This window comes from Alteromonas sp. M12, assembly GCF_037478005.1.
Lineage (GTDB): Bacteria > Pseudomonadota > Gammaproteobacteria > Enterobacterales > Alteromonadaceae > Aliiglaciecola > Aliiglaciecola lipolytica_A.
The window spans coordinates 2,381,367-2,405,412 of record NZ_CP144164.1 but is presented as its reverse complement, the minus strand read 5'-3'; the positions used below and the strand labels follow the sequence as shown (position 1 = coordinate 2,405,412).

23 protein-coding genes are annotated in these 24,046 nt (G+C 39.4%); 9 read left to right on the top strand and 14 right to left on the bottom strand.

Translation table 11 applies throughout. The features are described 5' to 3' along the window. Nucleotides 1–16: 16 nt before the first annotated feature. Genes VUI23_RS10265 through VUI23_RS10235 form a run of 7 tightly spaced genes read right to left on the bottom strand, consistent with a single transcriptional unit; the run spans nt 17 to nt 7,490 of the window. A complete protein-coding gene (locus VUI23_RS10265; protein WP_342808147.1) occupies nt 17–2,260 on the bottom strand; it encodes a molybdopterin cofactor-binding domain-containing protein in 2,244 nt (747 codons plus the stop codon). Beyond that, on the bottom strand, nt 2,257–2,739 hold the full coding sequence (locus tag VUI23_RS10260; RefSeq protein WP_216046536.1) for a (2Fe-2S)-binding protein: 483 nt from the start codon (nt 2,737–2,739) through the stop codon (nt 2,257–2,259). The genes VUI23_RS10265 and VUI23_RS10260 overlap by 4 nt, the downstream gene beginning before the upstream one ends. Before the next feature lie 15 nt (nt 2,740–2,754). Next, nucleotides 2,755–3,366, bottom strand: a complete 612-nt coding sequence (locus tag VUI23_RS10255) for a nucleotidyltransferase family protein (protein ID WP_216046535.1) — start codon at nt 3,364–3,366, stop codon at nt 2,755–2,757. After that, nucleotides 3,363–4,373, bottom strand: coding sequence for an XdhC/CoxI family protein (locus VUI23_RS10250; RefSeq protein WP_216046534.1), 1,011 nt, complete (start codon nt 4,371–4,373; stop codon nt 3,363–3,365). The genes VUI23_RS10255 and VUI23_RS10250 overlap by 4 nt, the downstream gene beginning before the upstream one ends. A gap of 9 nt (nt 4,374–4,382) precedes the next feature. Beyond that, on the bottom strand, nt 4,383–5,471 hold the full coding sequence (locus VUI23_RS10245; RefSeq protein WP_342808145.1) for an RDD family protein: 1,089 nt from the start codon (nt 5,469–5,471) through the stop codon (nt 4,383–4,385). 4 nt (nt 5,472–5,475) lie between these two features. Further along, nucleotides 5,476–6,654: a VWA domain-containing protein gene (locus tag VUI23_RS10240; protein WP_342808143.1), complete on the bottom strand. Its 1,179-nt coding sequence runs from the start codon at nt 6,652–6,654 to the stop codon at nt 5,476–5,478. Next, nucleotides 6,654–7,490 (bottom strand): MoxR family ATPase, encoded by an 837-nt coding sequence (locus VUI23_RS10235; RefSeq protein ID WP_342808141.1) that lies wholly within the window; start codon nt 7,488–7,490, stop codon nt 6,654–6,656. The genes VUI23_RS10240 and VUI23_RS10235 overlap by 1 nt, the downstream gene beginning before the upstream one ends. 246 nt (nt 7,491–7,736) lie before the next feature. Here VUI23_RS10235 and cysK point away from each other — a divergent pair, with 246 nt between their 5' ends. The 3 genes from cysK (at nt 7,737) to VUI23_RS10220 (ending at nt 9,933) form a co-directional block, all read left to right on the top strand. Next, a complete protein-coding gene (gene cysK, locus VUI23_RS10230) occupies nt 7,737–8,705 on the top strand; it encodes a cysteine synthase A (RefSeq protein ID WP_216046530.1) in 969 nt (322 codons plus the stop codon). A gap of 213 nt (nt 8,706–8,918) precedes the next feature. Further along, on the top strand, nt 8,919–9,281 hold the full coding sequence (locus VUI23_RS10225) for a hypothetical protein (RefSeq protein WP_252728701.1): 363 nt from the start codon (nt 8,919–8,921) through the stop codon (nt 9,279–9,281). A gap of 13 nt (nt 9,282–9,294) precedes the next feature. After that, nucleotides 9,295–9,933: an NUDIX hydrolase N-terminal domain-containing protein gene (locus VUI23_RS10220; RefSeq protein WP_342808139.1), complete on the top strand. Its 639-nt coding sequence runs from the start codon at nt 9,295–9,297 to the stop codon at nt 9,931–9,933. A 21-nt stretch (nt 9,934–9,954) separates the two neighbouring features. Here VUI23_RS10220 and VUI23_RS10215 read toward each other — a convergent pair whose 3' ends face one another. The 4 genes from VUI23_RS10215 to ggt form a co-directional block, all read right to left on the bottom strand. Next, nucleotides 9,955–10,314, bottom strand: a complete 360-nt coding sequence (locus VUI23_RS10215) for a Fis family transcriptional regulator (protein ID WP_216046527.1) — start codon at nt 10,312–10,314, stop codon at nt 9,955–9,957. An 85-nt stretch (nt 10,315–10,399) separates the two neighbouring features. Beyond that, nucleotides 10,400–10,684 (bottom strand): pyrimidine/purine nucleoside phosphorylase, encoded by a 285-nt coding sequence (locus VUI23_RS10210; RefSeq protein ID WP_216046526.1) that lies wholly within the window; start codon nt 10,682–10,684, stop codon nt 10,400–10,402. A 270-nt stretch (nt 10,685–10,954) separates the two neighbouring features. Further along, nucleotides 10,955–11,572 (bottom strand): hypothetical protein, encoded by a 618-nt coding sequence (locus VUI23_RS10205; RefSeq protein ID WP_342808137.1) that lies wholly within the window; start codon nt 11,570–11,572, stop codon nt 10,955–10,957. A 104-nt stretch (nt 11,573–11,676) separates the two neighbouring features. Beyond that, nucleotides 11,677–13,425 carry a gamma-glutamyltransferase gene (ggt, locus tag VUI23_RS10200; RefSeq protein ID WP_303499868.1) on the bottom strand — a complete coding sequence of 583 codons (1,749 nt, stop codon included), beginning with the start codon at nt 13,423–13,425 and terminating at the stop codon, nt 11,677–11,679. 102 nt (nt 13,426–13,527) lie between these two features. On the opposite strand from ggt, the gene rrtA reads away from it, so the two are divergent. Continuing rightward, the gene (gene rrtA, locus VUI23_RS10195; RefSeq protein ID WP_342808135.1) at nt 13,528–14,175 is read left to right on the top strand and encodes a rhombosortase; all 648 of its coding nucleotides are present in this window, start codon (nt 13,528–13,530) and stop codon (nt 14,173–14,175) included. Nucleotides 14,176–14,205: 30 nt separating this feature from the next. Here rrtA and VUI23_RS10190 read toward each other — a convergent pair whose 3' ends face one another. Then, the gene (locus VUI23_RS10190; RefSeq protein WP_342808133.1) at nt 14,206–16,710 is read right to left on the bottom strand and encodes a prolyl oligopeptidase family serine peptidase; all 2,505 of its coding nucleotides are present in this window, start codon (nt 16,708–16,710) and stop codon (nt 14,206–14,208) included. Nucleotides 16,711–16,864: 154 nt separating this feature from the next. On the opposite strand from VUI23_RS10190, the gene VUI23_RS10185 reads away from it, so the two are divergent. Next, a complete protein-coding gene (locus VUI23_RS10185; RefSeq protein ID WP_216046521.1) occupies nt 16,865–17,407 on the top strand; it encodes a glutathione peroxidase in 543 nt (180 codons plus the stop codon). Nucleotides 17,408–17,652: 245 nt separating this feature from the next. On the opposite strand, the gene VUI23_RS10180 is transcribed toward VUI23_RS10185, so the two are convergent. Continuing rightward, the gene (locus VUI23_RS10180; RefSeq protein WP_342808131.1) at nt 17,653–18,894 is read right to left on the bottom strand and encodes a cystathionine gamma-synthase family protein; all 1,242 of its coding nucleotides are present in this window, start codon (nt 18,892–18,894) and stop codon (nt 17,653–17,655) included. Beyond that, nucleotides 18,884–19,510: a 1-acyl-sn-glycerol-3-phosphate acyltransferase gene (locus VUI23_RS10175; protein WP_216046519.1), complete on the bottom strand. Its 627-nt coding sequence runs from the start codon at nt 19,508–19,510 to the stop codon at nt 18,884–18,886. The genes VUI23_RS10180 and VUI23_RS10175 overlap by 11 nt, the downstream gene beginning before the upstream one ends. Nucleotides 19,511–19,784: 274 nt before the next feature. Here VUI23_RS10175 and VUI23_RS10170 point away from each other — a divergent pair, with 274 nt between their 5' ends. From VUI23_RS10170 to VUI23_RS10155, 4 genes are all read left to right on the top strand, one after another. After that, complete coding sequence (locus tag VUI23_RS10170) at nt 19,785–21,038, top strand: serine protease (RefSeq protein WP_342808129.1); 1,254 nt, start codon at nt 19,785–19,787, stop codon at nt 21,036–21,038. Next, nucleotides 21,029–21,994 carry an FHA domain-containing protein gene (locus VUI23_RS10165; protein ID WP_303499861.1) on the top strand — a complete coding sequence of 322 codons (966 nt, stop codon included), beginning with the start codon at nt 21,029–21,031 and terminating at the stop codon, nt 21,992–21,994. Before VUI23_RS10170 ends, VUI23_RS10165 begins: the two co-directional genes overlap by 10 nt. Before the next feature lie 3 nt (nt 21,995–21,997). After that, nucleotides 21,998–22,765, top strand: coding sequence for an NRDE family protein (locus tag VUI23_RS10160; protein ID WP_216046516.1), 768 nt, complete (start codon nt 21,998–22,000; stop codon nt 22,763–22,765). 82 nt (nt 22,766–22,847) lie between these two features. Beyond that, nucleotides 22,848–24,038, top strand: coding sequence for an amino acid aminotransferase (locus VUI23_RS10155; protein ID WP_216046515.1), 1,191 nt, complete (start codon nt 22,848–22,850; stop codon nt 24,036–24,038). Nucleotides 24,039–24,046: the final 8 nt, after the last annotated feature.

Here is a 24,046-nt window from a genome sequence, read left to right as displayed (position 1 = left end):
TACAAAGCCATGATTTTTATACAGACATATAGTTTTTAATTGGTAAGTCTCGAATACGCTTACCACAAGCATGAAATATGGCGTTGGCTACACTTGCGGCTACTGGTGGAGTGCCCGGCTCACCAACCCCGCCAGGAGGCGCATCTGACTCGATTATATAGGTTTCTATTTTGGGACATTGATGCATGCGCAATACCTTATAATCATGGTAGTTAGATTGCTCAACCGCACCATCCTTAGTTGAAATTTCTCCCAACAGCGCCAAAGACAAACCAAAAATCATTGATCCTTCTTGTTGTGCCCGAACACGATCTGGGTTAACCACAGTGCCAGCATCTATACTCGAATGCATCTCTAGTACTGTCACTTTGTTATCCACGACCTTCACTTTTGTTGCAACAGCACAATAACTGACAAAACTACGATGAACACAAATGCCCCACCCTTCGTTTTCCTGTGTCGGCTGATCTGCACCAGACTTTGCGATTACAACGTCAAGTGCGTGTTTTATGCGCTTAATATCGACAGGGAATACATCTTGCGGCTCACCATAGTTTTGATAATCAAAATCATCCGTTTTGGGGTCCACTAAACGGTTTTCGCCGAGTAATTGATGCCACATTTTATACGTCGATATACCGGCTTTTGATGCTAACTCATCGACAAAAGAACCCTGCGCAAAAGAATGTTGAATATTACACACAGAGCGCATCCAACCAATCCTAATATGACCAGTAGCCTTATGGGTTTCGCACGATAAATTGTCTACCGCGAATGGCAAATCACCAAACCCTAAAGACAATTCATTCATTTGCGGCTCATCAACTGTGCCGGTAAACGTCCACATAATACTTGGGAACGCAGTCCGCTGTAGCCACGATGTTATTTGCTTTTTGGCATCCATCGCTGCGGCCATATGTAGCACACTTACCGCATGGTAAAAGCCTTGTTGAATATCATCTTCACGACTCCAAACCACTTTCACCGGACGATTTAGTTGTTTGGCCAATAATGCTGCTTCTATGGAGTAATCTGGTTTAGCTTTTCTTCCAAATGCACCACCTAAAAAGGTGACATTTATAATCACTTTATCAAATTCAATACCTAGCGCTTGAGCCACGTTTTGCTGGGTTACTTGAGGAGATTGTGTACACGCCCAAATTTCACAAATACCGTTTTTAAATACCGCTGTTGCTGCAGGTGGTTCCATTGGTGCTTGTGAAAGGTAAGGGACACTATAAGTAGCACTGTGTGTATCTGTTGCTTGTTCAATATCTGCATAAACGTCGCCTTCTACACGAATCGGTTTGCCTTTACTGACGATACGACTTTTTAGCTCGGCAATATAATCCGCAGAAGTGTGTGCAGCATTTTCACCTAGCTCCCAATCAATATTCAACGCTTTACGACCTTGCAATGCCGCCCAAGTGCTATCGGCAATAACAGCAACCCCATTCATAGGATGAAACATAACCGGTAAAGGTTGCTCAGGCATTTGAATGGTATCGATAACCCCTTTGACTGACTTAGCTGCGTCAGCGTCAAACGACTTCACAGTCGCTCTCAACACTTTTGATCGTTCGATACTGGCATAAACCATCGACTCTAATCTAACATCCTGACCAAATTCAGCTTGACCAGTCACGATTTCAGCAGAATCGATACCAGTAACGGGCTTGCCAATCAGCTTGAAATCTTTTTTCGACTTGTAGGTTAAGGTTTCAGCTTTAGGAGGAGATAACTTACCGGCAGCTTCAGCAATGTATCCAAAACTCACTTTACGCTTTGAATCTTTATGATGTACATAACTATCTTCAGCATAAACACTGTTTACATCTACTTTCCACAAGTCTGCTGCTGCTTGTTCAAGCATCGTCCTAGCAGAAGCCCCCATACGTCTTAAGATCGTATAGAAATTACGAATTGAACGTGAGCCATCGGTGTTTTGACTACCATATTCTTTATTCGCCAATCCTTGTACCACAGATACTAAATTCCAATCTGCACATAGCTCTTCTGCAACTACCTGCGGTATAGAGGTACGAATCCCCTGACCCATTTCACTGCGGTGACATATTATGTTGACGCGATTATCGGATTGAATACTGACAAACAGATTAAGCTCGACATCAGCTTGGCTTGTTTGCGCCCATACAGGCTTGTAACCTGCTAGACTACTAGCGAGTACAAAACTACTGGCACCAATTCCTGAGACTTTTAAAAACTGTCGGCGACTGACATTTTCAATTTTATGGTTCATGCGTCATCTCCCACGTTTTTTGCCAGATCGGCTCCTTTAGCCACACTTTTTATTGCTGCTTTGATTCGAGGGTAAGTACCACATCGACAGATATTACCTTGCATGTAATTATCGATATCCTCATCACTGGGTGAAGCATTTTGTGATAATAAAGCCACAGCACTCATAATTTGTCCTGACTGACAATAACCGCACTGGGGAACGTTGTGCTCGATCCACGCTTTTTGGACAGGATGCTCGCCAGATTTAGATAATCCTTCAATAGTCGTTACCTGCTTTCCCGCTACTGCTGAAATCGGCATAACGCAGGCTCTGACTGGTTGCCCGTCAATGTGTACAGTGCAAGCGCCACATTGCGCCATACCGCACCCAAACTTGCTGCCAGTTAAACCCAAAGCGTCTCTAAGCACCCATAAAAGCGGCATAGTCGGTTCAACATCCACCTGTTGCTGTTTACCATTTACACTGAAATTAATCACATTATTGCTCCTAAATTAGCGGGAGGACAGATTGCACCAACGACGCATATCCTCTGAAGTATCTATATCAAATTGTGCTTCGGGCACCTTAACCCTAATTAAATCTTGCTTATGAGCCTGCAAGATTGATTTAGCACCTTTATGTAAATCTGTATTCGAACTGCCTATATTTAACAAATCAGAGAATCGTTTGGCTGGGAAACAAGCTGGCACACCCACATTTCCCCCATACTCTGATGTAACGATTGAATCTATGTTGTTTAGCGCTTTGCTACATAGTTTAGCAATTTGTGCTGATTGCACAGCAATTTGGTCTGCTAAACCAATGAAAATATGGCTGGCTTGTGGATACCGCTGATTAACGATAAAGTCGACACCAGTGCGAATACTTTCACTCATACCTAACTGCCAATTTTGTGCTACAACGACCTCAACCGATAGATCAATTTGCTGTTTGATCAGATTTGCGTTCGCGCCTAGAACAACAACGATATTATCTAACCCTGCGAGCCTATGTTGTGCAATAACTTTATTCAACATCGGTTGTCCTTGGACAACCGCTAATTGTTTTATGCTCCCAAAGCGTTTTGCTTCGCCGGCGGCGAGTATCAAGCTAATAATGCTCACACAACACCGCTTATTGACTTAGCGTCTTTTTGCGCTAGAAAACTGTGTACTTCAGCAATCATTGACAGTGCTATCGACTCTGGCAATTCGCCACCTAATCGCAATCCGATGGGGTTAGCAAAAGGAATAGCGAATTCTTCTCTAACTAATCCAGCCTGTTCAAACACGCGTTCTGTGCGGTGCAAAGGCCCTAGCATCCCAACGTATTTTGCTGAACTTTTTGATGCCAGTATTAAAGCTTGAGCATCAATAGTGATGTTATGGCTCATAATAATCATTGCATCAGTTTGCGCCAGCCAATTTGATTGTGCAGCTTTTTCGATTGTTGTTGTCATTGGTTGTTTAATTATCGCAAACGCACCCGGGAAATAGCTACTTCTTCCGTGGCTAGTTCGCGGGTCGAGCAACGTAACTCGCCAACCTAATTTAGCCGCAATGTCGACAACAGGACGAGCATCCACTCCCGCACCTACAATACACAAGTTGATCGGCGGACTAAGGATTTGTTTCAGAAAAACCCGTCCATTTCGTTCGTCTCTTTGCACACTCGCTTGTGCAGTTCGAGGTAACTCTGAGAATTCGACATTGGCAACACCACTGGCTATTTCCTGAGAATATAAACAATAGCCATTGTCTGCCAAACGACGGTAAACGTTGTCTAGTTGTAAGTAATGATTATCACTGCTGATAGGCTGCAGTAATATCCTTACTAAACCACCACAACCTATACCGAGCTGCCAAGCAAGATCCTGCTCTTCAGTCATATCGTATTCAACAATTCGGCCTTGGCCATTGTCCCAACATCTGCGAGCTTGGAGCATAATATCTGACTCCAAACAGCCACCACTTAAAAGCCCATAGTACTGACCTAAATCATTAATTAACATGTGCGCGCCGGACTTACGATACGACGAGCCCTGGGTCTCAAAAATAGTGGCTAAGACCCACTTACATTCGTCTTTCTTCGGATACCAAATATCTAGAATGCTAGAAAATGAATTTGCCATTCAAATCGCTTATTGTTTTGCTTTTAATCTAATCACTAAAGTTTCAGAAATCTTGTCTTGAATAGCTTGACGATTTGGATCCCAGTAAACTTGTAAAAAACCAAGCAAACCTGTGGCTAAACCGGCACCATAGCCCCCGTATCGCCCAAAACTTTCCCAAACATTCAAACTACTGCCATCGAGTTTAATCACTTTAATGCCAAATAGCTTTTTGCCAATAGTCTGGCCTTTTAATAACACCATTAATCCAGTGAAATAAACCGCTGCCCAACCAAAGCCTATGCCTAAATCTGAGGCGATACCTTTGAACCATTTTACGATACTGTAATCTTGAATCGATTTAGTCTTTGGTTTTACATCGACTATTGCCTGTTCTTCCTTGGCAACCTTATCGGCTTCTGCCTGCAATGTTTCAAACTGGGCTAATAATTTTGTTTCTAAACTTTGATATTGAACGTCACTTAACTCAGTACGACTTTTTTCAAAAAACTCATCCAACATTTCACTTTTTGCGGATTTGGGTATTGCCAATTCAACCAAGTCTTCAACAAATTCATCACCAATATTTGACCAACAAGTTTCTGCATCTGGACAATCGCCTTGTGCTACTTGTTTTTGAATTAAACTGGTTAACGCTGCGTATGTTCCAGTAAACACCACCACGTCAACGGCTTCTGCAGCATTAACTTCATGCTCATTACTGGACTGTGAATTAGACCAAATCGCGGTATCATTTCGGAATAGACCCAAAATCCCAGCGGCAATTAACAATGTGGCCAAAATCCGCACTAGCAAAATTGCTGATGGTAAACGATTTTCACGTTTTAAACGGCGACTCGTTACCCACAATAAAATCGCAACAAGTATTGCCAATGCGTTACCAGTAACACCAGACAGTATTGCAACCAAGATTAAATCGACAGACAGCGCTAGAGCGCGACGAGTGGGTGTAGCCAGAGGTGTACCAAATAATTCGGGGGACACTTCAAAGGCATAAGGTGTAATGACATCTCGTGTTTCTTGGCGTTGCTGGTGTTTAGAGGTGTGCGCTTGCGTTTCAACGTTTGCTTGTTGTGTTAATGTTTCCTTGGCATCCATATGTTTACCTTTTTGTGAGCGCTTTAATGCCCTCGCTTAGTCCTTCAATCGTTAATGCATACATCTTACCCTGCATTAAATCTTTTAATATTTGTATGGATGCATAGTATTGCCAATGTTTTTCCATTTGCGGATTTAACCAAATAGCGTGAGGAAAGTGATCTGTAAGTCTTTTTAACCAAACAGAACCGGGTTCTTCATTCCAATACTCAACGCTGCCACCGGGATAGGTAATTTCATAAGGTCCCATAGTCGCATCACCGACAAACACTAATTTATAATCGCTGCCATATTTATGAATGATATCAAAAATTGATATGACTTCATTACTACGTCGTTTATTGTCTTTCCAAACACCTTCATACACGCAATTATGGAAATAGAAATACTCTAAGTGTTTAAACTCAGAATGTACTGCGGAAAACAATTCTTCACAAGACCTAATGTGATCATCCATAGAGCCACCGACATCAAAAAACATCAATACTTTTATAGCATTACGACGTTCTGGTACCATATGAATATCTAGCCAACCAGCATTTTTTGCAGTTTTTCCGATTGTGGTCGGTAAATCTAACTCTTCGCTTGCACCAGTGCGCGCAAATTGACGTAGTTTTCGTAACGCTACTTTAATATTACGAGTGCCAAGTTCGACATCACTGGCTAAGTTTTTATATTCTCTTTTTTCCCAGACTTTAACCGCTGAAGATTGACCTTTGCCTTTATTGCCAATGCTGATCCCTTCAGGATTATAGCCATGGGATCCAAATGGTGAGGTGCCTCCCGTACCAACCCATTTATTCCCTCCTTGGTGGCGTTTCTGTTGTTCGTCTAAACGCTTTTTGAGGGTTTCCATTAGCTTATCCAAACCGCCCATGGCTTCTATTTCTGCTTTTTCAGCATCACTAAAATGTCTTTCTAATTGTTTTTTCAACCATTCTTCAGGAATGTCTTTGCCAAACAGATCAATAGTTTGAACACCTTCAAAATAATCAGCAAAGGCCCGATCGAACTTATCAAAATGGCTTTCATCCTTTACCAGACAAAGTCTAGACAAATAATAAAAGCCTTCGGTATCAGCAAAAACAACTTGCTGTTCCAACGCATTTAAAAGATCTAATAATTCTCTTACCGTCGCCGGAACTTGGTATTCTCTAACTTTAAAGAAAAAATCAACTAACATTAGCGTCTAGCCATAAATGCCAATTTTTCGAACAAATGAATGTCTTGTTCGTTTTTAATTAGCGCACCATACAGTGGAGGAATGCTGTTTTTGCCATCTTTGTTCTGCAACGCTTCTGGCGGAATATCTTCTGCAACCAAGAGTTTTAACCAATCGATCAATTCGCTAGTAGATGGCTTTTTCTTTAAGCCAGGCATTTCTCTTAAATCGAAGAAGGATTCGAGTGCTTGCGCAAGGAGATCTTTTTTCAAGTTAGGAAAATGTACATTAACGATTTCTTTCATCTGTTCTTTGTCTGGAAACTGTATGTAATGGAAAAAACAACGACGCAGAAACGCATCAGGCAATTCTTTCTCATTATTGGATGTAATAATTACGATAGGACGTTTGGCGGCTTTTATGGTCTGTTTAGTTTCATAAACAAAAAACTCCATTTTATCCAATTCTAAAAGTAGATCATTTGGAAACTCAATATCTGCTTTATCTATTTCATCAATTAATAAAACTGGGGGCTTTTCGGCATCAAATGCTTGCCATAGTTTTCCTTTGATAATGTAATTGCTGATGTCTTTGACCTTTTCGTCACCAAGCTGAGAGTCACGCAAACGAGATACCGCATCATATTCGTACAACCCCTGTTGAGCTTTAGTTGTTGACTTTATATGCCACTGAATTAATTCAGTTCCTAAACTACTAGCCAATTCTTCTGCCAGCATGGTCTTGCCGGTACCTGGCTCGCCCTTGATCAACAGCGGTCTTTGCAGTGTAATGGCAGCATTAACGGCGAGTTGCAGTTCTTTGCTAGCAATATAATTTCCGGTACTACTAAATGGCATCAATCACCTCAATAATTAAAAAATGTAAATATAAAACTAAGATATAGCAAAAAGCACTTTGAAAATTACTCGTTGAGCACAATCATAACAAGGTACAAAGTTAAGCAAACTTATTGAATTTTGCTATTTTCATGAAAACGAGTGCTTGTTAAGTACAACATTAACAGCCTAAAATAGTTATTCAAATAACAAAAACACATCAAAGGGTATCACTGAAAGTTACCTAAACCTATGCAAGGATATAGTATGCAAGTTTATGATGATAATTCGCTCGCTATTGGCAACACGCCTTTAGTTAAATTAAATCGTGTAGTTTCTACTGGCAACGTTTACGCCAAAATGGAATCACGTAACCCCAGTTTTAGTGTTAAATGCCGTATTGGCGCTAACATGATTTGGGATGCTGAAAAACGCGGTATCCTAACCAAAGACAAAGAATTAGTTGAGCCGACCAGCGGTAATACTGGTATCGCATTAGCATTCGTAGCCGCTTCTAGAGGTTACAAATTAACCTTAACAATGCCAAGTAGTATGAGCTTGGAGCGTCGTAAATTGCTTAAAGCTCTTGGTGCTAATGTGGTGCTTACTGAAGCGCCTAAAGGTATGAAAGGCGCTGTTGCCAAAGCACAGGAAATTGTTGCATCAGACCCTGGCAAATATATCTTACTTCAACAATTTGATAATCCTGCTAACCCTGAAATTCATGAAAAAACCACAGGCCCTGAAATCTGGAAAGATACAGACGGTAAAGTGGATATTTTTGTTGCAGGTGTAGGCACAGGTGGAACTATTACTGGTGTGAGCCGATACCTGAAAAACACCAAAGGTAAAAAAATCCTGACTGTTGCGGTAGAACCAACTGATTCTCCGGTTATCACTCAAGCTAAAGCGGGTGAAGAACTTACTCCTGGTCCACATAAAATCCAAGGTATAGGTGCAGGTTTTATTCCCGGCAACTTAGATTTAGATATTGTTGACCAAGTAGAACAGGTGTCGAATGATGAATCTATAGAAATGGCTCATCGTCTGTTAAAAGAGGAAGGTATATTGGCTGGAATTTCAACAGGTGCAGCTATGGTTGCGGCAAAACGCCTTGCAGAAAAACCAGAAAATGCAGACAAAATGATCGTGGTTATTTTCCCAAGTTCAACTGAACGTTACTTGAGTAGCGCTATGTTTGCTGGCGAATTTACAGACCATGAAGAAGTGCAATAGCACAAACTGCGTTTAGTAGAATAAAAAGAGCAGGCTTTAGGCCTGCTCTTTACTTTTAAACATAGAAAACGCAGACTGTACCTGTGTTCAATTTAACTCTATTTATTCATCATGATTAATCACCAGTATTTACGTTTTTTAACAATAAGTGTTTTGCTTTTATTCCTTCAAGCTTGTGATACGCAAAGCAAAAAAGGAGCCGGTAAATATGGCATGATGGATACCAACACTCCGGATTACGCTGCTGTAGAATTTTTCCAACATGTGTATAACGATAAAAACCTGAATAAAGCCATTGCTATGAGTTCTAAACGTATGGCGAAATTGCTTAAGTCTTATCGCACCAACCGCAATGTTCAAAGACACGTATTCGACCTTGTTTATGATGAAGTGGATATACAACCTGATACTGGTAACAGTATTGGACGTAACGAATTTGCAGAGTCAGCGGTTGTCACTCTATTTTTCACTGGTACCTTGTACGATGAACGAGTTGAAGATATTCGTGTTGTTGAAATGTTGCGGGTAGATGGCAAATGGTTGGTCGATAAGATTCAACCAGATAAGTACCTATAACAGTTTCATGGAAATGTCTGATAAAGACCACGCTTCCATTTGGCTTTCTCACGTTAAGCGACTCCACGCGATTGCCGAATCAGGTTTAGCATTTTCTCCTGAAGAATTTGACCGCGAAAGATTTACAGAGATTTCTCATATTGCGCAACAAATGATGAGTGATTTGGCGTCTGTACCCGTTAAACAAATTTCAGACTTGGTTACCCCTTTTCATCGTCGGTATGTGACACCACAAGTTGAAGTGCGCGGTGCAGTGATAAAAGACGGCAAAATCCTTTTAGTGCAAGAAAAAAGTGATAAGAAATGGACTCTGCCAGGTGGTTACGCTGATGTTGGCTTGACCGCAGTGCAAAATATCAAGAAAGAGATCGAAGAAGAAGCAAACGTCTATGTCAGTCACGCTCGTTTGATATCGTTACGACACAAAGCCTCAGGAGACTATGATCCTGACATCCGTGATTTTTATAAAATGCTATTTTTATGCGAGCCCATTGAGCCAATTAATCAAACAGCTGGGATGGAAACCTGTGGAGCTGACTTTTTTACTTTGCAACAAATTCCCCCACTCTCTACTGGCAGAACAATAATGCGCGATTTACAGGATGCATTCGACTATCATGCTGACCAGAACAAACTCACCACCATTGAATAATCGTTTAAAATAGTTTTTAAATTAATGGAATAACCTGAGACGTTTATCCCAATTTCCTTGATGGCTCATTGCACACGCTTCTTCGCTATCAAAAAATACATTATGTTTGGGATTCTTCAATAAAATCCCCACTTTTAATAATTGTTTATGGATTAATTTTCGTAAATAGGCATCTTGTTGCTGTGCTTTTGCATCGATAACCTGTTGTTCCGTTAAAAACACGCAAGTAATGACTAAACTAGACGGGAAGTTACTGTAATCGGCTGTGTGAGTTAACCAGTCAAATCCTTGAACAGTTCGTTTCGCTTCTTCGCACACTTTAGTCAGTGCCTTAACGGTATTTTCATCTAACTTTTTTACTGTTGATTTTGCAGAGGACATTTGACACTTAAATTAATTGAAAATTGGACACTTTTTTAAATAAAGTGCCCGTCAGTTTTAACTAAACTTTAGCAAATAAAAACCACTATTTACCGTATGTACAAAGATAAGCAGTATCTACTGTTACTTTTACTTGAAATTTCACATTTGCTTCAATGGTAAAGACCTGATTAGTTGTAAAAGTTTGCCATTCTGTTTGTCCTGGCAACAACACAGTTAACGCACCACTCACCACTGTCATGGTTTCAAATTCGCTAGTACCAAACTCATACTCTCCTGGCGCCATCACCCCAACCGTAGCGGGTAATGTAGCGGTTTGAAACGCCATAGAAGTTACTTTCCCTTCAAAATATTCATTTACTTTAAACATGTTAAGCCTTTATCTAATTATTAATGGCGAATAACTTAGCAGTTTTCATAAAAAAACACACAATCAAAAACAGCTAAATTAGATTACCTAGCTCTAGAACAATAGGATTTTTTATCAACGAGTAGAATATATCAGTGGTAATCGAGGCTAAAGAAAGCGCACAGCGACGCTCAATTTTTCAAGGTTGAATGTTTATAAACAGCGAAGCTAAACAATATTTGTTTAGCTTCGGGCATAACCTGATACAAATAAGCGAACGATAGTGATCTACTACCCCGCCTCGCAAAGGTTCGTTTGTTTCAAATCAATATCGTTATCTTTGGCTTGTTCAATGACATCTACATCTTCTAAAAACAACATATAACCATCTTCTTTGACGGCTTGCAGAAACACATCTACTTCCAAGGATGCAAAGTTATTTAAATTACCAAAACAATTATTCTCAGTGCTGATGGCAAATTCTCCTCGTCCTTTAGCATCTAACGCTTTATATTGCTTGGCTTTAGCCAGTAAATCTTTCATTGCTTGGGCATCGCTATCAGATAACTTAAGAATAGTAACGCGCTCATTATCTTCAATGTCGTCTAACAAAATTTCAGGCATTTCTGAATGTTGATATTGCAGTATTTCCACACTAAAATTATGTTCTTCGTAAAAAGCAGGCAAGCTATCGTTTCCATCAGAACTGTAACTCATGAAAATTTTAGCTGCGCCATTTTTCACCTCGATACTTTTATCGGTGCGCAGTGCAATTCGTATATCCTGAGGCTCCATATCAAAAGGGGAAAATTGTGACATTTTGTACATGGTCGATATAGGCATACTCATGCAACCACTCAATATTACTGTGGCGACCATCGCACCGAACATTTTTAAACTAGACTTCATTATCATTCCTTTGGTTAAGACTTCTACGCCTCAAATTTTTTAAACTATCATTAGCTATTGCTACCGTGGATGCCTTTACATTAAGCATAGGTTTAAACAATGCTTTAATCTCCAACCGCGACACCTTCCCTTCTCGGATCCGCACCACCTATAATTTTTCCGTTTTTAAATTGAATTCCGTGAAGCCCGCTATTTAAATCAATGATCTTAACGTTATGGCCCATAGCACTCAATTTAGCTTCCCACTTCTCTAAAGAAGTGCCTTTTTCTAGCGCAGTATAATCATTTCGATTGGTGATTTTAGGTAAATTAATAGCCTGCTGAATATCCAATCCCCAATCGACTACACCTACAATAGTTTGCGCCACATAACTGACAATTCGACTGCCGCCGGGAGAGCCTATTACCAACATTAGTTGACCGTTTTGGTCAAATACCATAGTAGGACTCATGGCACTACGAGGACGTTTATTAGGTTCGACTCGGTTAAGGGCTGGACGATTATTAGGACTAGGATTCAATGAAAAATCAGTTAGTTGATTATTCAGTAAAAACCCTTCAACCATTAACCCTGAGCCAAAGCCAAATTCAATACTGGTGGTCATGGCAAGAGCGTTACCTTCTTTGTCAACAATGGAAACGTGACTAGTATTAGGTAATTCAAAGGATGTATCCATGCCAATCAAAGAAGCATTGATATAAGGTTCACCGGCTTCAGCCTTGCCCATATCTTTATCTGCTTTGATTAATTCAGCACGTTGCGACAAATAAGTTTGATTAATCAATGCGGCAAAGGGCAATTGCACAAAATCACTGTCCGCAATGTATTTATCCCGATCGGCATAGGCTAATTTGGATGCTTGTGTGAATAAATGAATAGATTCTAATGAGTCTGGATCCATTTTTGACAAGTCATAGTCTTCAAGCATTTTAAGTATTTGTAATACGCTTATGCCACCGGAACTAGGAGGAGCCATGCCGCAAATTTTATATTTACGATAGAATCCACAAATAGGGTCCCGTTCTTTCGCTTGGTAATTTTCAAGATCTTGAACACTTAATTTACCGGGGTTAATTGTTGAATACTGAACGGTTTTCGCGATTTTATCCGCCAATTCACCTTTATACAGATAATCGGCTCCTTGTTCTGATATTTTTTCGAACACTTTAGACAGTTTAACGTTGGTTTTATTTGTCCCTTCTTTGAGTTCTATACCATTTGGATAAAAATAGGTTTTAGGATTTAAAAAGGCTTCTAAGCCAGGATGAAAACGCAATGAAAGAAGCTTCTCTAAACGAGCCGAAACCGTGAAACCTTTCTCTGCTGTATTAATCGCATCAGTAAACAGTGAATTCCAAGGTAATTTGCCAAACTGTTTGTGTGCTTTCTCTAATGCTTTTAACGCGCCTGGTACGCCTACAGAACGCCCACCAACTACGGCATCTCGCCATTTTAAGGGTTTTCCTTCATGCATGAACAAATAAGCATTAGCTTCTGAAGGCGCCGTTTCGCGACCATCAAATGTATGCAGCTTTTTAGCTTTATTATCCCAGTATAAAATGAAATTTCCGCCACCAATACCTGATGATTGCGGCTCAACAAGGGTTAGCATCGCTTGAACAGCAATGGCGGCATCGATAGCACTTCCACCATTACTAATAATATTTTTACCTGCCCATGAAGCATATGGGTTTGCGGACACCACCATATATTCTTCAGCAATCCGTGCTTTTTTCTGACTAACACCAGTGGCGGCTTCTGGCTCGCGATCTTCCCTAGTCGTTTGCTTAGCGTTAACTTGGTTAAACGATATTAAACAGAGTACGCATATTACTTTAAACAATGATTTCACAGACAATCTCAATAAACGGCTTTTGGGATGATGGAAAGATAACGAGCCACAGATTAGGATGCAACACAAAATGTAGTTATTAAAGCATTCTTGTACGAAATCATGGATTTAGTTAAGGTGTTCACCATTATTTATAAATATTATGTTGGCAACTTGTTAAATTTACCCATAAAATTTCAACAAATAACTGGGCCTATTTTTATCGCGCTCTTGTGCTGTTTATTGTGGCTATTTGAACCTACCACTTCGGCTTATTTAGCATTGCAGCGAGAAATGGTGCTAAACGGCGATTGGTGGCAATTTCTCAGTGCTAATTTTGTGCACACCAATAGCAACCACTTATTGCTTAATATTGCAGGCATAGGCTTACTTTGGGCTATTCACGGACAATATTACACCCTTAAAAATTATCTATTAAGCACCTGGCTGCTAAGTTTGTTTGTCACCTTTGGCATATTCTTTTATTCACCTAATCTAGATTGGTACGCAGGCCTTTCAGGTGCTTTACATGGCATCTTTGTTTACGGAGCATATTTAGACATCCGTCATAAAGTAAAATTTGGCTGGATTTTAATGTTAGGAGTTTGGGCAAAAATTATTTACGAACAACTATTTGGCGCAGACCAAATGATCACTGAATTGATTGCTGCAAATGTAGCTGTTGATGCTCATTTATACGGTGCAGTGGGTGGTTTAGGATGTATCTTAGTTTACTGGATAAAAAATAAATATTTGCCTCAGAATACCTGAGGCAAATAGACAATTAATAAGTTTATAAGTTTATAAGTTTTCTTCAAACAATTTAAAGATTCTACGATACTCGTCTAACCAAGAACTCGGTTCAATGAAACCATGAGATTCAACTGGATAAATAGCCGTTTCAAAGTTTTGTTTTTCTAATTCAATCAATCGCTGTACCAAACGCACTGTATCAACAAAAAACACATTTGAGTCAACCATAGGTGCATTGATAAGCAGTGGTTTAGTCAGACCTTCGGCAAAATAAATAGGTGAACTGCGTTCATAGGCAATAGGATCAACGTCGGGAGTATTTAGAATATTGCTTGTGTATGGATGGTTATAATGTGCCCAATCCGAAACAGGACGCAAGGCAGCGCCAGCTTGAAAGAGGTCGGGCTCAGTAAACAGTGCCATAAAGGTCATAAAACCACCGTAAGATCCGCCATAGGTCCCTATTCTATTTCGATCGACATTAACGTTGTTCACCATCCAATCAACACCATCAACCAAATCTTTTATTTCAGGTTTACCCATGTGTCGATAAATAGCCGTGCGCCAATCTCTGCCGTAACCTGCGGATGCACGATAGTCCATGTCTAAAACAACATAACCTTTTTGCACCAGCAGATTATGGAACATGAATTCACGGAAGTAAGCTGACCAACCTAGGTGAGAGTTTTGTAGATACCCTGCTCCATGATTAAATATTACAGCGCGTTTTTTCTCTCCTTCACCTGCATCTTTAGGCGCATATAAACGAGCATAAATGGGTTGTTGAGCATGAGAAGATTTAATCGGAACAATCTCGGGAATCGTCCAGTTGATTTGCTTAAATGCCTCACTAGTCGTGAATGTTACCTGTTGCGCTGGCTCCTCAGAACCTAGTGTTTTCACGAATAGCTCTGGCGGCATGGTTAACTTAGAGTGAGTTAACAATAACTTGTTTTGGGCGTCATTAAGTAAATAGTCAGTGACACCATTTAAGTTAGTTAACTCTTCAATATCACCACTGTTTAAATCAACCCGATAAATTTCGTAAATGCCAGGATGTTTTTTATTTGCTTTGAAATAAATATATTGGTCATTTGCGGTTAAAGTTAACTCATCAACTTCGTACTCACCACTAGTGAGTTGTTTTGCATTACTATTTAAATCTTTTAAATAGAGATGCGCATACCCACTTTTTTCCGATAAAAAGTATAATTTTGATGAGTGATTCAACCATCCAAAACTATTGAAGTTATAATTAATCCAAGCATCATCGTGCAATCGATCCTGGGTCACTAACGTTTGCGTCGCAAAATCTACTGTGGTTAACCAACGATCCTTGTTATCCCAAGCTTCCAACATGATCGCAACATTTTCACCATCCGCTTGCCAAGCAATAGCGCTTTGATTCCATCCCCAATCTACCAATAAACCTATATCTCTGGGCAGTCGATTACTTTGATAGGTTAGTCCTTTGGCTTCTGCATTTTCTCGTTTAACCTGCTCTAAAACGTCTTCGTTATATCCGGGCAAGCTCTTATAGGACAGTTCTTTTTGTGTGCCCGTTTGTAAATCTAACAACCACAAATATTGGCTTTTGGGCTTAGCATCCGCCACCCGGTGCCTAACTTTCTCAGCTTTAATACGGCCATCTTCTTTAATGTAATTGGGCATAATATCGCCTTCATCTCGACTTGGCGTATCTTTTTCGATGGCTAAAATAAGATATCTACCATTAGGAGAAAGACTTGCATCGGCGGTTTTATTATCAACAGGGAAATAAAAAGGTTCAGGGGTGGTTGATTGATTCTGTTCAGAAATTTGCGCATTAAACTCGAACTTGTCTTGTGTGCGCTGCCTACGATCACGCAAAACTTCAATCAAATTCAATTGCTGCTGAGCGATATAATCTTTAGCGGGTTCGTTGGCTTGCGGTGCTTCTTTGAATTCCCAACTCACCAATTGTTCAGTTATACCTGAGGCAACATCGATGGCATAAATTTTGTTATAAACTCGATAACTCAACCTACCATCTTTTAAAAACTGTAAATTAGTTAAATATTGGTCACTGCGGGTAAGCTGCGAAATCTCACCTGAGTTAAGGTCTTGCATAAATACATTTTGTTTAAACACCCATGCAACTTTGTTTCTGCTTTGGTTAAAAACCTTATTTTTATAGGAAACCTGATGGTAATTTGCAATTGGAACTAAATTGGCCGTTTTCGATGATACCGGCTGTTGAAATAAATCTTTGACCACAGATCCTTCACGTTTCTGTGAATAGAAATAACTATTTCCATCTAGTGACCAATATGGAGATTGAGGTTGTCTACCAATCCAATCTGGATCAGCCATTATGTTTTGTAGGGTTAACTCCTCGTTATTATCACTCAGATAAGAGGCTTGTTGTTTAATTGGCTGATAAATTGAAGCAACTTCCCTATCTGTATTAACCAGATTAGATTCAGCGGGGGCTTCAGAAGTTTGAATTCCAGAACAAGCGAGTAAACTTGAGGTGATAGTAGAAATAATGAGCAGTTTAAAGCTTTTTTGCATTTTTGACTCTCTGCTTTTTGTTATAGTCAGTAGAACGTAAAGCACTATTAAAACGCATGAAAGTATTTAGGTAAACAAGTGATCTAAAATTGCTTAATAAAGATAGTAACGTTTAGCTGCCAAATTTTTGTTCTGTCAAAGCAACGGAGTTTTCATGAAAAAATTAGTATTACTATGTAGTTTAGTTGTTACCCCTATGTTTGCCTCTGCAAACGAATGCCCAGATGTTCTAAAATTTATGAAACGTAAATTAAACTCTCAGGAAACTGTAAACATGTGCAGTGAATACCAAGGAAAAACACTGCTTATAGTAAACACCGCTAGTAAGTGCGGTTACACTCCTCAATTTGAAGGACTTGAATCCTTATACAGTGAATATAGAGATCAGGGGCTTGTGGTGTTAGGCTTTCCCTCACATGATTTTAAACAAGAATTTAGTGACGAGAGTAAAACCGCTGAATTGTGCGAACTTACCTATGGTGTGGAATTTCCAATGTTTGAAGTCACACGGGTAAAAGGCGCAAACGCCGATCCGTTATTCCGTAAACTATCCAAACAAAGTGGTATGGAGCCTGGATGGAATTTCTATAAATACTTAGTGGATAAAAATGGCAACGTCGTAAAAGGGTATAAATCCTCAACCAAACCATCTGATAAAGAATTTCGAAAAGATATAAAAGAAGCGATAGCACTCTAACTGTTTTAGTCTTGCTAGCCTTCACTGATATTTAAAATATTAGACAAAAAAAAAGCCCCGATAAACGGGGCAATAAACACACATCACTTGGAACACACAATGAAATGTTTTACTGTTTTAGCAATAAAACATCTTTACAACTAATTATTAGTCAATGATAAAAATAATTAGTTCATAATATTTTGTGAAATTTAAATATTTTCATCCAAGCAATTGAATTTTATAGATTTATTTCGATTAAATAATTAGATCTTAGTAAATGCTTGTTCAAAGTCTGCAACAATATCGTCAATATCTTCGATACCGACCGAAAATCTAATCATATTCTCATTAATCCCCATTTGAGCTCGTTGTTCAGCGCCATTTTCATAAAATATTGTAGAGGCTACCGGCAAACATAAGGTACGAGTGTCACCTAAGTGCGTCGCTATCACTACAGTCTTCAATGAATTAAGAAATTTATGAATATCCAATCCAGGTGACAAATCCATACTAAATACACCACCATAATTACCATTAAACAATTCTCTGGCGATATAGTGTTGTGGATGGTCAGCTAATCCGGGGTAATAAACATTGGCGACTTTACTGTGCCCATGTAAATAAGTAGCAAGTCTTAGCGCGTTTTGACAGGTTCTTTGCAGTCGTAATGCTAAGGTTTCTAAGCCCACAGAAATTTGTTGCGCTGAATGAGGCGATAATGTCGCGCCCAAATCACGCAACCCTTTTTTACGAATTTGCGTCATTCCCCAGGTGGCAGGATCTCCCACTCGGTACAAATCAAAAATATTTGGATACGCTGACCAATCGTAAAAGCCGGTATCAACCACAGCACCACCTAATACATTGCCGTGACCAGCAATATATTTAGTCAATGAAGTAACCGTTAATGATGCTTTCACTGCTTTAGCATCAAATATATACCCTGGTGTCATAGTATTATCGATGATAAAGAGCAGTTTATTTGTTTCACAGAACTCACCAATAGCTTGTAAATCGGCAACCTGAGTAACAGGGTTAGCTATGGTTTCGGTAAATACCATTCTGGTATTTTCTTTAAGCTCTTGAGTTATCAAATTGATATTCGTGGTATCAACATAGCTAACTTGAATGCCTAAACTTTGCAATGTCACCATTAAACTACTGGTATTGCCGAACAAAAACTGGCTGACAATAATATGATCGTCTTTCTTCAATAGCGCCAACAGCATAGAGGAAATTGCCGCCATTCCAGTGGCAAAAGTAACTGCTGCTACGCCTCCTTCTATATCAGCCAACATATTTTGTAAGGCTGCGTTAGAAGAAGAAGAAGATCTCGAATATACATGTCCTATTTTCTTTCCTTGAAAAACGGCAACTAAATCATTGACGTCTTCAAACTCAAAAAGTACAGAATTACTAGTAGGAGAATGAACAGAACCATCTTGGGGCTTGTTTAAAATGCGGTCTGCATGCACAAGCCGTGTTGTAAAACCTTTATTTTTCAATCGAACTCTCCGCGGGAAAGGCTACCTGGGAAGGAAATTTTGCGTGCACTTTAGCATAAAACCCATAAACTTTTTGCATTTCTAAAGAGTTATCTTCTTTAGGATGAAAAACCGGTCCTAAAACGATGGATTTATGACGATAATCTAAGCCAATTAAAAACACCGGAATATTCGCTTGTTTAGCAATATGTAAAAAACCACTTTTCCAAGGATAAATTTTACTGCGGGTGCCTTCAGGGGCAACCGCTAACAGCATTTTATCTTTTTGTTTAATTTTATCAATCATTTGATTCACTACCCCATGGGATTGTGAACGTTCTATTGGAATCCCTCCCCAACGGATTAACAACGATTTAAACGGTGGAATAAAAATACTATGTTTACCAAAAAAGGTGATTTTAAGCTTTAACGCAAACACAGCGGCCATGCCAATTACGAAGTCCCAATTAGAGGTATGAGGCGCTACCGCAATGACCATTTTACTATAGGCAGGAAATTCACCTTCAAATTTCCACCCCAAAACATGCAAGACGGTATCCCCTAAATATTGACTGAATCGATTACCTAAGCGGGGAAGATTTGCAGATAATTTTAGCTTTTTTAATGTTTTAGGCATGTAATAAAATTATTTAGAATATTAATTGCGTTCATATTCTCCTATTATACACTCAAACCAAAGGAATAAAGTTGTTACCCCACTTTGACCTTTTAAATAAATGCTAGTGCGCAACTTTTTGCGACCTACAGGGTCAAGTAAAGTAAGTGAGGGAGAATAGTAACTCCGTTTATTTTAGCAAGAACAAACACCCGAGATTAATCATTGCAGCAATTTTTAATCGGGATCCAAACAATTCCTTGTTTCCATCATCAGTATTTTAATGGGATTTTTAGTGCTAAGAATTATTATTTTTATATCCTTGTTATATAGCCAACATACTTTTAGTCAGCAAACGGCTCAAAACCTGTTTAGCCAATACCGCAATTCACTCTATCAAATTCAGATGATTGATAAGGAGTCTGGTAATAAATCGTCCATCGGTTCTGGATTTCGAGTCAGCGAGGATGGCGATATTATTTCAAACTATCATGTCATTTCTGATTTTGTTTATTTCCCCGATAAATATCGAATTCAATATTTAGATTCAAATGGCAATACTGGCAGTTTGAAACTTAAAAATTTCGATGTAATCAATGACTTGTCGTTGCTGCAAATCGCCCCTGAACAAACAAGTGGTTTGCCGTTTAAGTTAGCTCAAGACCTACCTCTACAAGGTTCAAATATATATTCATTGGGTAACCCCCACGATTTAGGCATGATAGTGGTTCCAGGTACCTACAATGGTTTAAAAAAGAATAGTTTTTATCAACGTATTCACTTTACCGGTTCAATCAATCCAGGAATGAGTGGCGGGCCAGCGGTAAATGGGCTCGGTCAAATCGTTGGCGTCAATGTTGCTACAGCGGGCAATCAAATAGGATTTTTAATTCCGTTACCAAAAGTGAAAGCATTATTTAACTCACAAGAACAAATAGACGTCGAAGATTACAAATCACATATTCAAAAACAACTACAAAAAAACCAAGGGAAGATGATAGCTGAAATATTGTCGACACCTTGGTCTCACTCGCCTCTAGGCAAAGCGAGTGTCCCCGAAAAAATCTCAGACTTCATATCCTGTTGGGGTGGTTCAAACGCCAGTGAAAAAGATGTTAAGTTTTTATCGGTTTCAAGTCGGTGCCGAATCGGAGAAGCGATATTCTTAAACGGTAGATTACAAACCGGAGAAATCGAAATAGAGTTTGAATGGCTCACTAGTGAACAACTCAACACCTTTCAATTTCATAATTTTTTGACCCAAAAAATTGCCTTTACGCGACCAGGAAATCAGGCTGGTAAAAATGATGTGACCAACTATCGTTGTCAGCAAGATATAGTGTCAAATCAACACCAAGTTTCTCAGAAAAGTATTTTGTGTGCTCGAGCTTATAAAGATTTTGACGATTTATATGATGTTTTATTTATCTCCGCCAGCAATGACTACTCAGATGGAAGTTTAATCAGTCACTTTACCCTAGCAGGGGTGAGTGCAGATTCAATGAAACAATTTTCTAATCAATTTATGGATTCCATGTCATGGCAATAGTTGTTGAAGTACTGTCGAAAAACGGCAAGGTGTTAAGTTATCAAACTTTTGGAAAAGAAAAAATTTCGATTGGCAGAGCATACGATAATGATGTCCGCATTGACGACCCTTACGTGTGTCCAGAACATATCGTTATTCAGGCAGAGGATGATACCGAAGCTCTGGTGTTAACTGATGTTGATTCATTAAATGGTGTGAAAATTAACGGTTCTCCAGGTGCTAATGCATTAATTGGCTTTGATGACATAGTCACCATAGGTCGTTCTCGTTTGCGCATCTTTAAAAATACGCAAAAAGTTTCGCCGGCCATTGTTCTAAGTAAATTAGAAGAAAAAATGGAATGGTTATCCATGCGCAGATTATGCGCAGGTTTAGCCATTGTGTTCATTGCGCTTGTGTCTGCTAATTTCTATTTCAACAGCATCGTTGAGGTTAATGTTTCGCAGGTAGTGAAAGTGAGTTTAAGCGCCGCTGCTGCAGCCTGTATATGGCCTTTTTCCTTTGCATTGCTATCAATTTTAGCGAAGAAAGACGCCCATATTGTGAGCCAATTTAATTTACTTTGGCTGTTTTTAATTAGTCATGAACTACTCAGTTATTTGCAAGCCATCTTGCAGTTTAATTTAAGTTCGGTGCAGTTTATTTACTGGTTTATTTTATTGATAAAAGGTGCGCTATTCTTTGCGTTTCTGTGGTTTACGTTATTTATTGCCTTCCACCAGTCGAAGAGAATGCGAAATAGCATCAGCATTACTGGTACAGCTTTACTGGCAATGTACGTGTTGGCTCCGCATTTGTTCAATACCCAAAACTTCGTCGCAGCGCCCCGATACACTTCGCAAGTTCTGTCTCCAATTTTCAGGATTACAGCACCAGAAACCACCGAGAAGTTTGTTGAGCGGTCCGACAAACTAATTGAAGGATTGAAACAAGAAGTTGAAAAGGGAAAAGAGTAAGCAATGTGTATTCTTTTCATCGCAGTTGAGCAACACCCAGAGTACCCGTTAATTATAGCGGCTAACCGTGATGAATTTCATCAACGGCCGACTGTACAATCTGATTTTTGGCAGGATCATCCGAGTTTGCTCGCGGGTCGAGATTTAGAAGCAGGTGGTACATGGATGGGGATGAATAAAAATGGTCGACTTTGCGCATTAACCAATGTCAGAGATCCGCAAAAAATTCTGAACAATGCGATTTCAAGAGGCCACTTGGTTAGTGAATTTTTGATTAACCAAGATTCTCAACAGGATTATTTGACTAAATTGCGTGACAGCAAACAACAATATAATGGCTACAATTTGATGTTTGGCGAATGGAATGACCTATCTGTTTACAACAATCATACCGATAACGTCAGTAAATTGGGGCCGGGTGTATATGGTCTGTCAAACGCTGACTTGAACAGTCCTTGGCCTAAAATAAATCAAGGTGTCACTAAACTGCGCGAGCATTGCCAACAAGCTGTATCGTTAGATACGGACAAATTATTTGAAATACTGCTTGATCAAACCCAAGCAAAAGATGAAATGTTGCCTAAAACTGGCGTTCCTATAGATTGGGAGCGAAAATTATCGTCAATTTTTATTCAATCTCAGGATTATGGAACTCGCTCTTCAACCTTGTTATTAGTGAATAAAAACAAGCATGTAACTTGGTTAGAGCATACATTTGACCCTCAAGGTATTAACCGCAAACAACGTGAGTTTAACTTTTACATTCAATAAGCTCATATATTACTCGAAATCTCTCTAATTACTGGCATAATAGCGGCTTCTTTTTTTGCCTGTTATTTATTGAGGAATTGCTGTGTTAGAAGTGTTACCAAAATTACCCGCTGATCCTATTCTAGGTTTATCTGCTGCATATCGTGAAGATCCGAATCCTAACAAGATAGATTTAGGTGTAGGTGTATATAAAGATGAAAACGGTAATACTCCAATTCTCAGTTCTATTGCGAAAGCTCAAAAAATTCTATTAGCACAAGAGACAACCAAAACTTATATCACTCCACAAGGTGTTCAAGGTTACATTAACGGTATGTTGCAACTACTTTTAGGTAAAGGTCACCCTGCCCTAATTGAAGATCGTGTTGCTGCTGTGCAAGCTCCAGGCGGATGTGGCGCATTGAGAGTTCTTTCGGAATTAATTAAACGTTGTAACTCAGAAACAACCGTTTGGGTAAGTGACCCAACTTGGGCCAATCACATCCCCCTAATCGGTAGTGCTGGATTAAAAATCGAAACCTATCCGTATTTCGATAAAGCAACTGCAAGCATTAAATTTGATGAAATGGCAGATTGTCTTAAGCAAGTTAAAAAAGGCGACGTAGTGTTATTGCACGGTTGCTGCCATAACCCAACGGGCGCAGACTTAAGCAAAGATCAATGGCAATCAGTGTTAGAATTAGCCCAACAACAAGGTTTTGTGCCTTTTATTGATGTGGCTTACCAAGGTTTTGGCGACGGACTAGAAGCTGATGCCTACGGTGTGCGTTTATTAACTGAAAACTTGCCAGAAGTAATTATTGCAGCGTCTTGTTCTAAAAACTTTGGTTTGTATCGTGAGCGTGTTGGTCTTGCAGTGGCTGTGACTAACAGTAATGCGGTTAGACAAAGCATGCAAACTCAAATTCAATCAATCGCTAGAGCGATTTATTCAATGCCTCCTTCATACGGCGGTGCGTTAGTAGATATAGTGCTAAATGATCCTATTCTAAAAACCGAGTGGCAGTCTGAAGTGGAAGATATGCGTGTTCGCATGCAGTCCTTACGTCAACTATTAGTCACTAAATTAGCCGAAAAAGGCGCAACCAAAGACTTTAGTTTTGTGACTCAGCAAAAAGGTATGTTTTCTTATTTATGTATCAGTCCTGAACAAGTTAAAGCAATCAGAGACAAGCATAGTGTATACTTTGTTGATTCAAGTCGAGTCAACGTAGCTGGTATAAGCTTAAAAAATGTCGATGCGTTAGCTACCGCTTTGGTAGATGTTTTATAAACACTCTT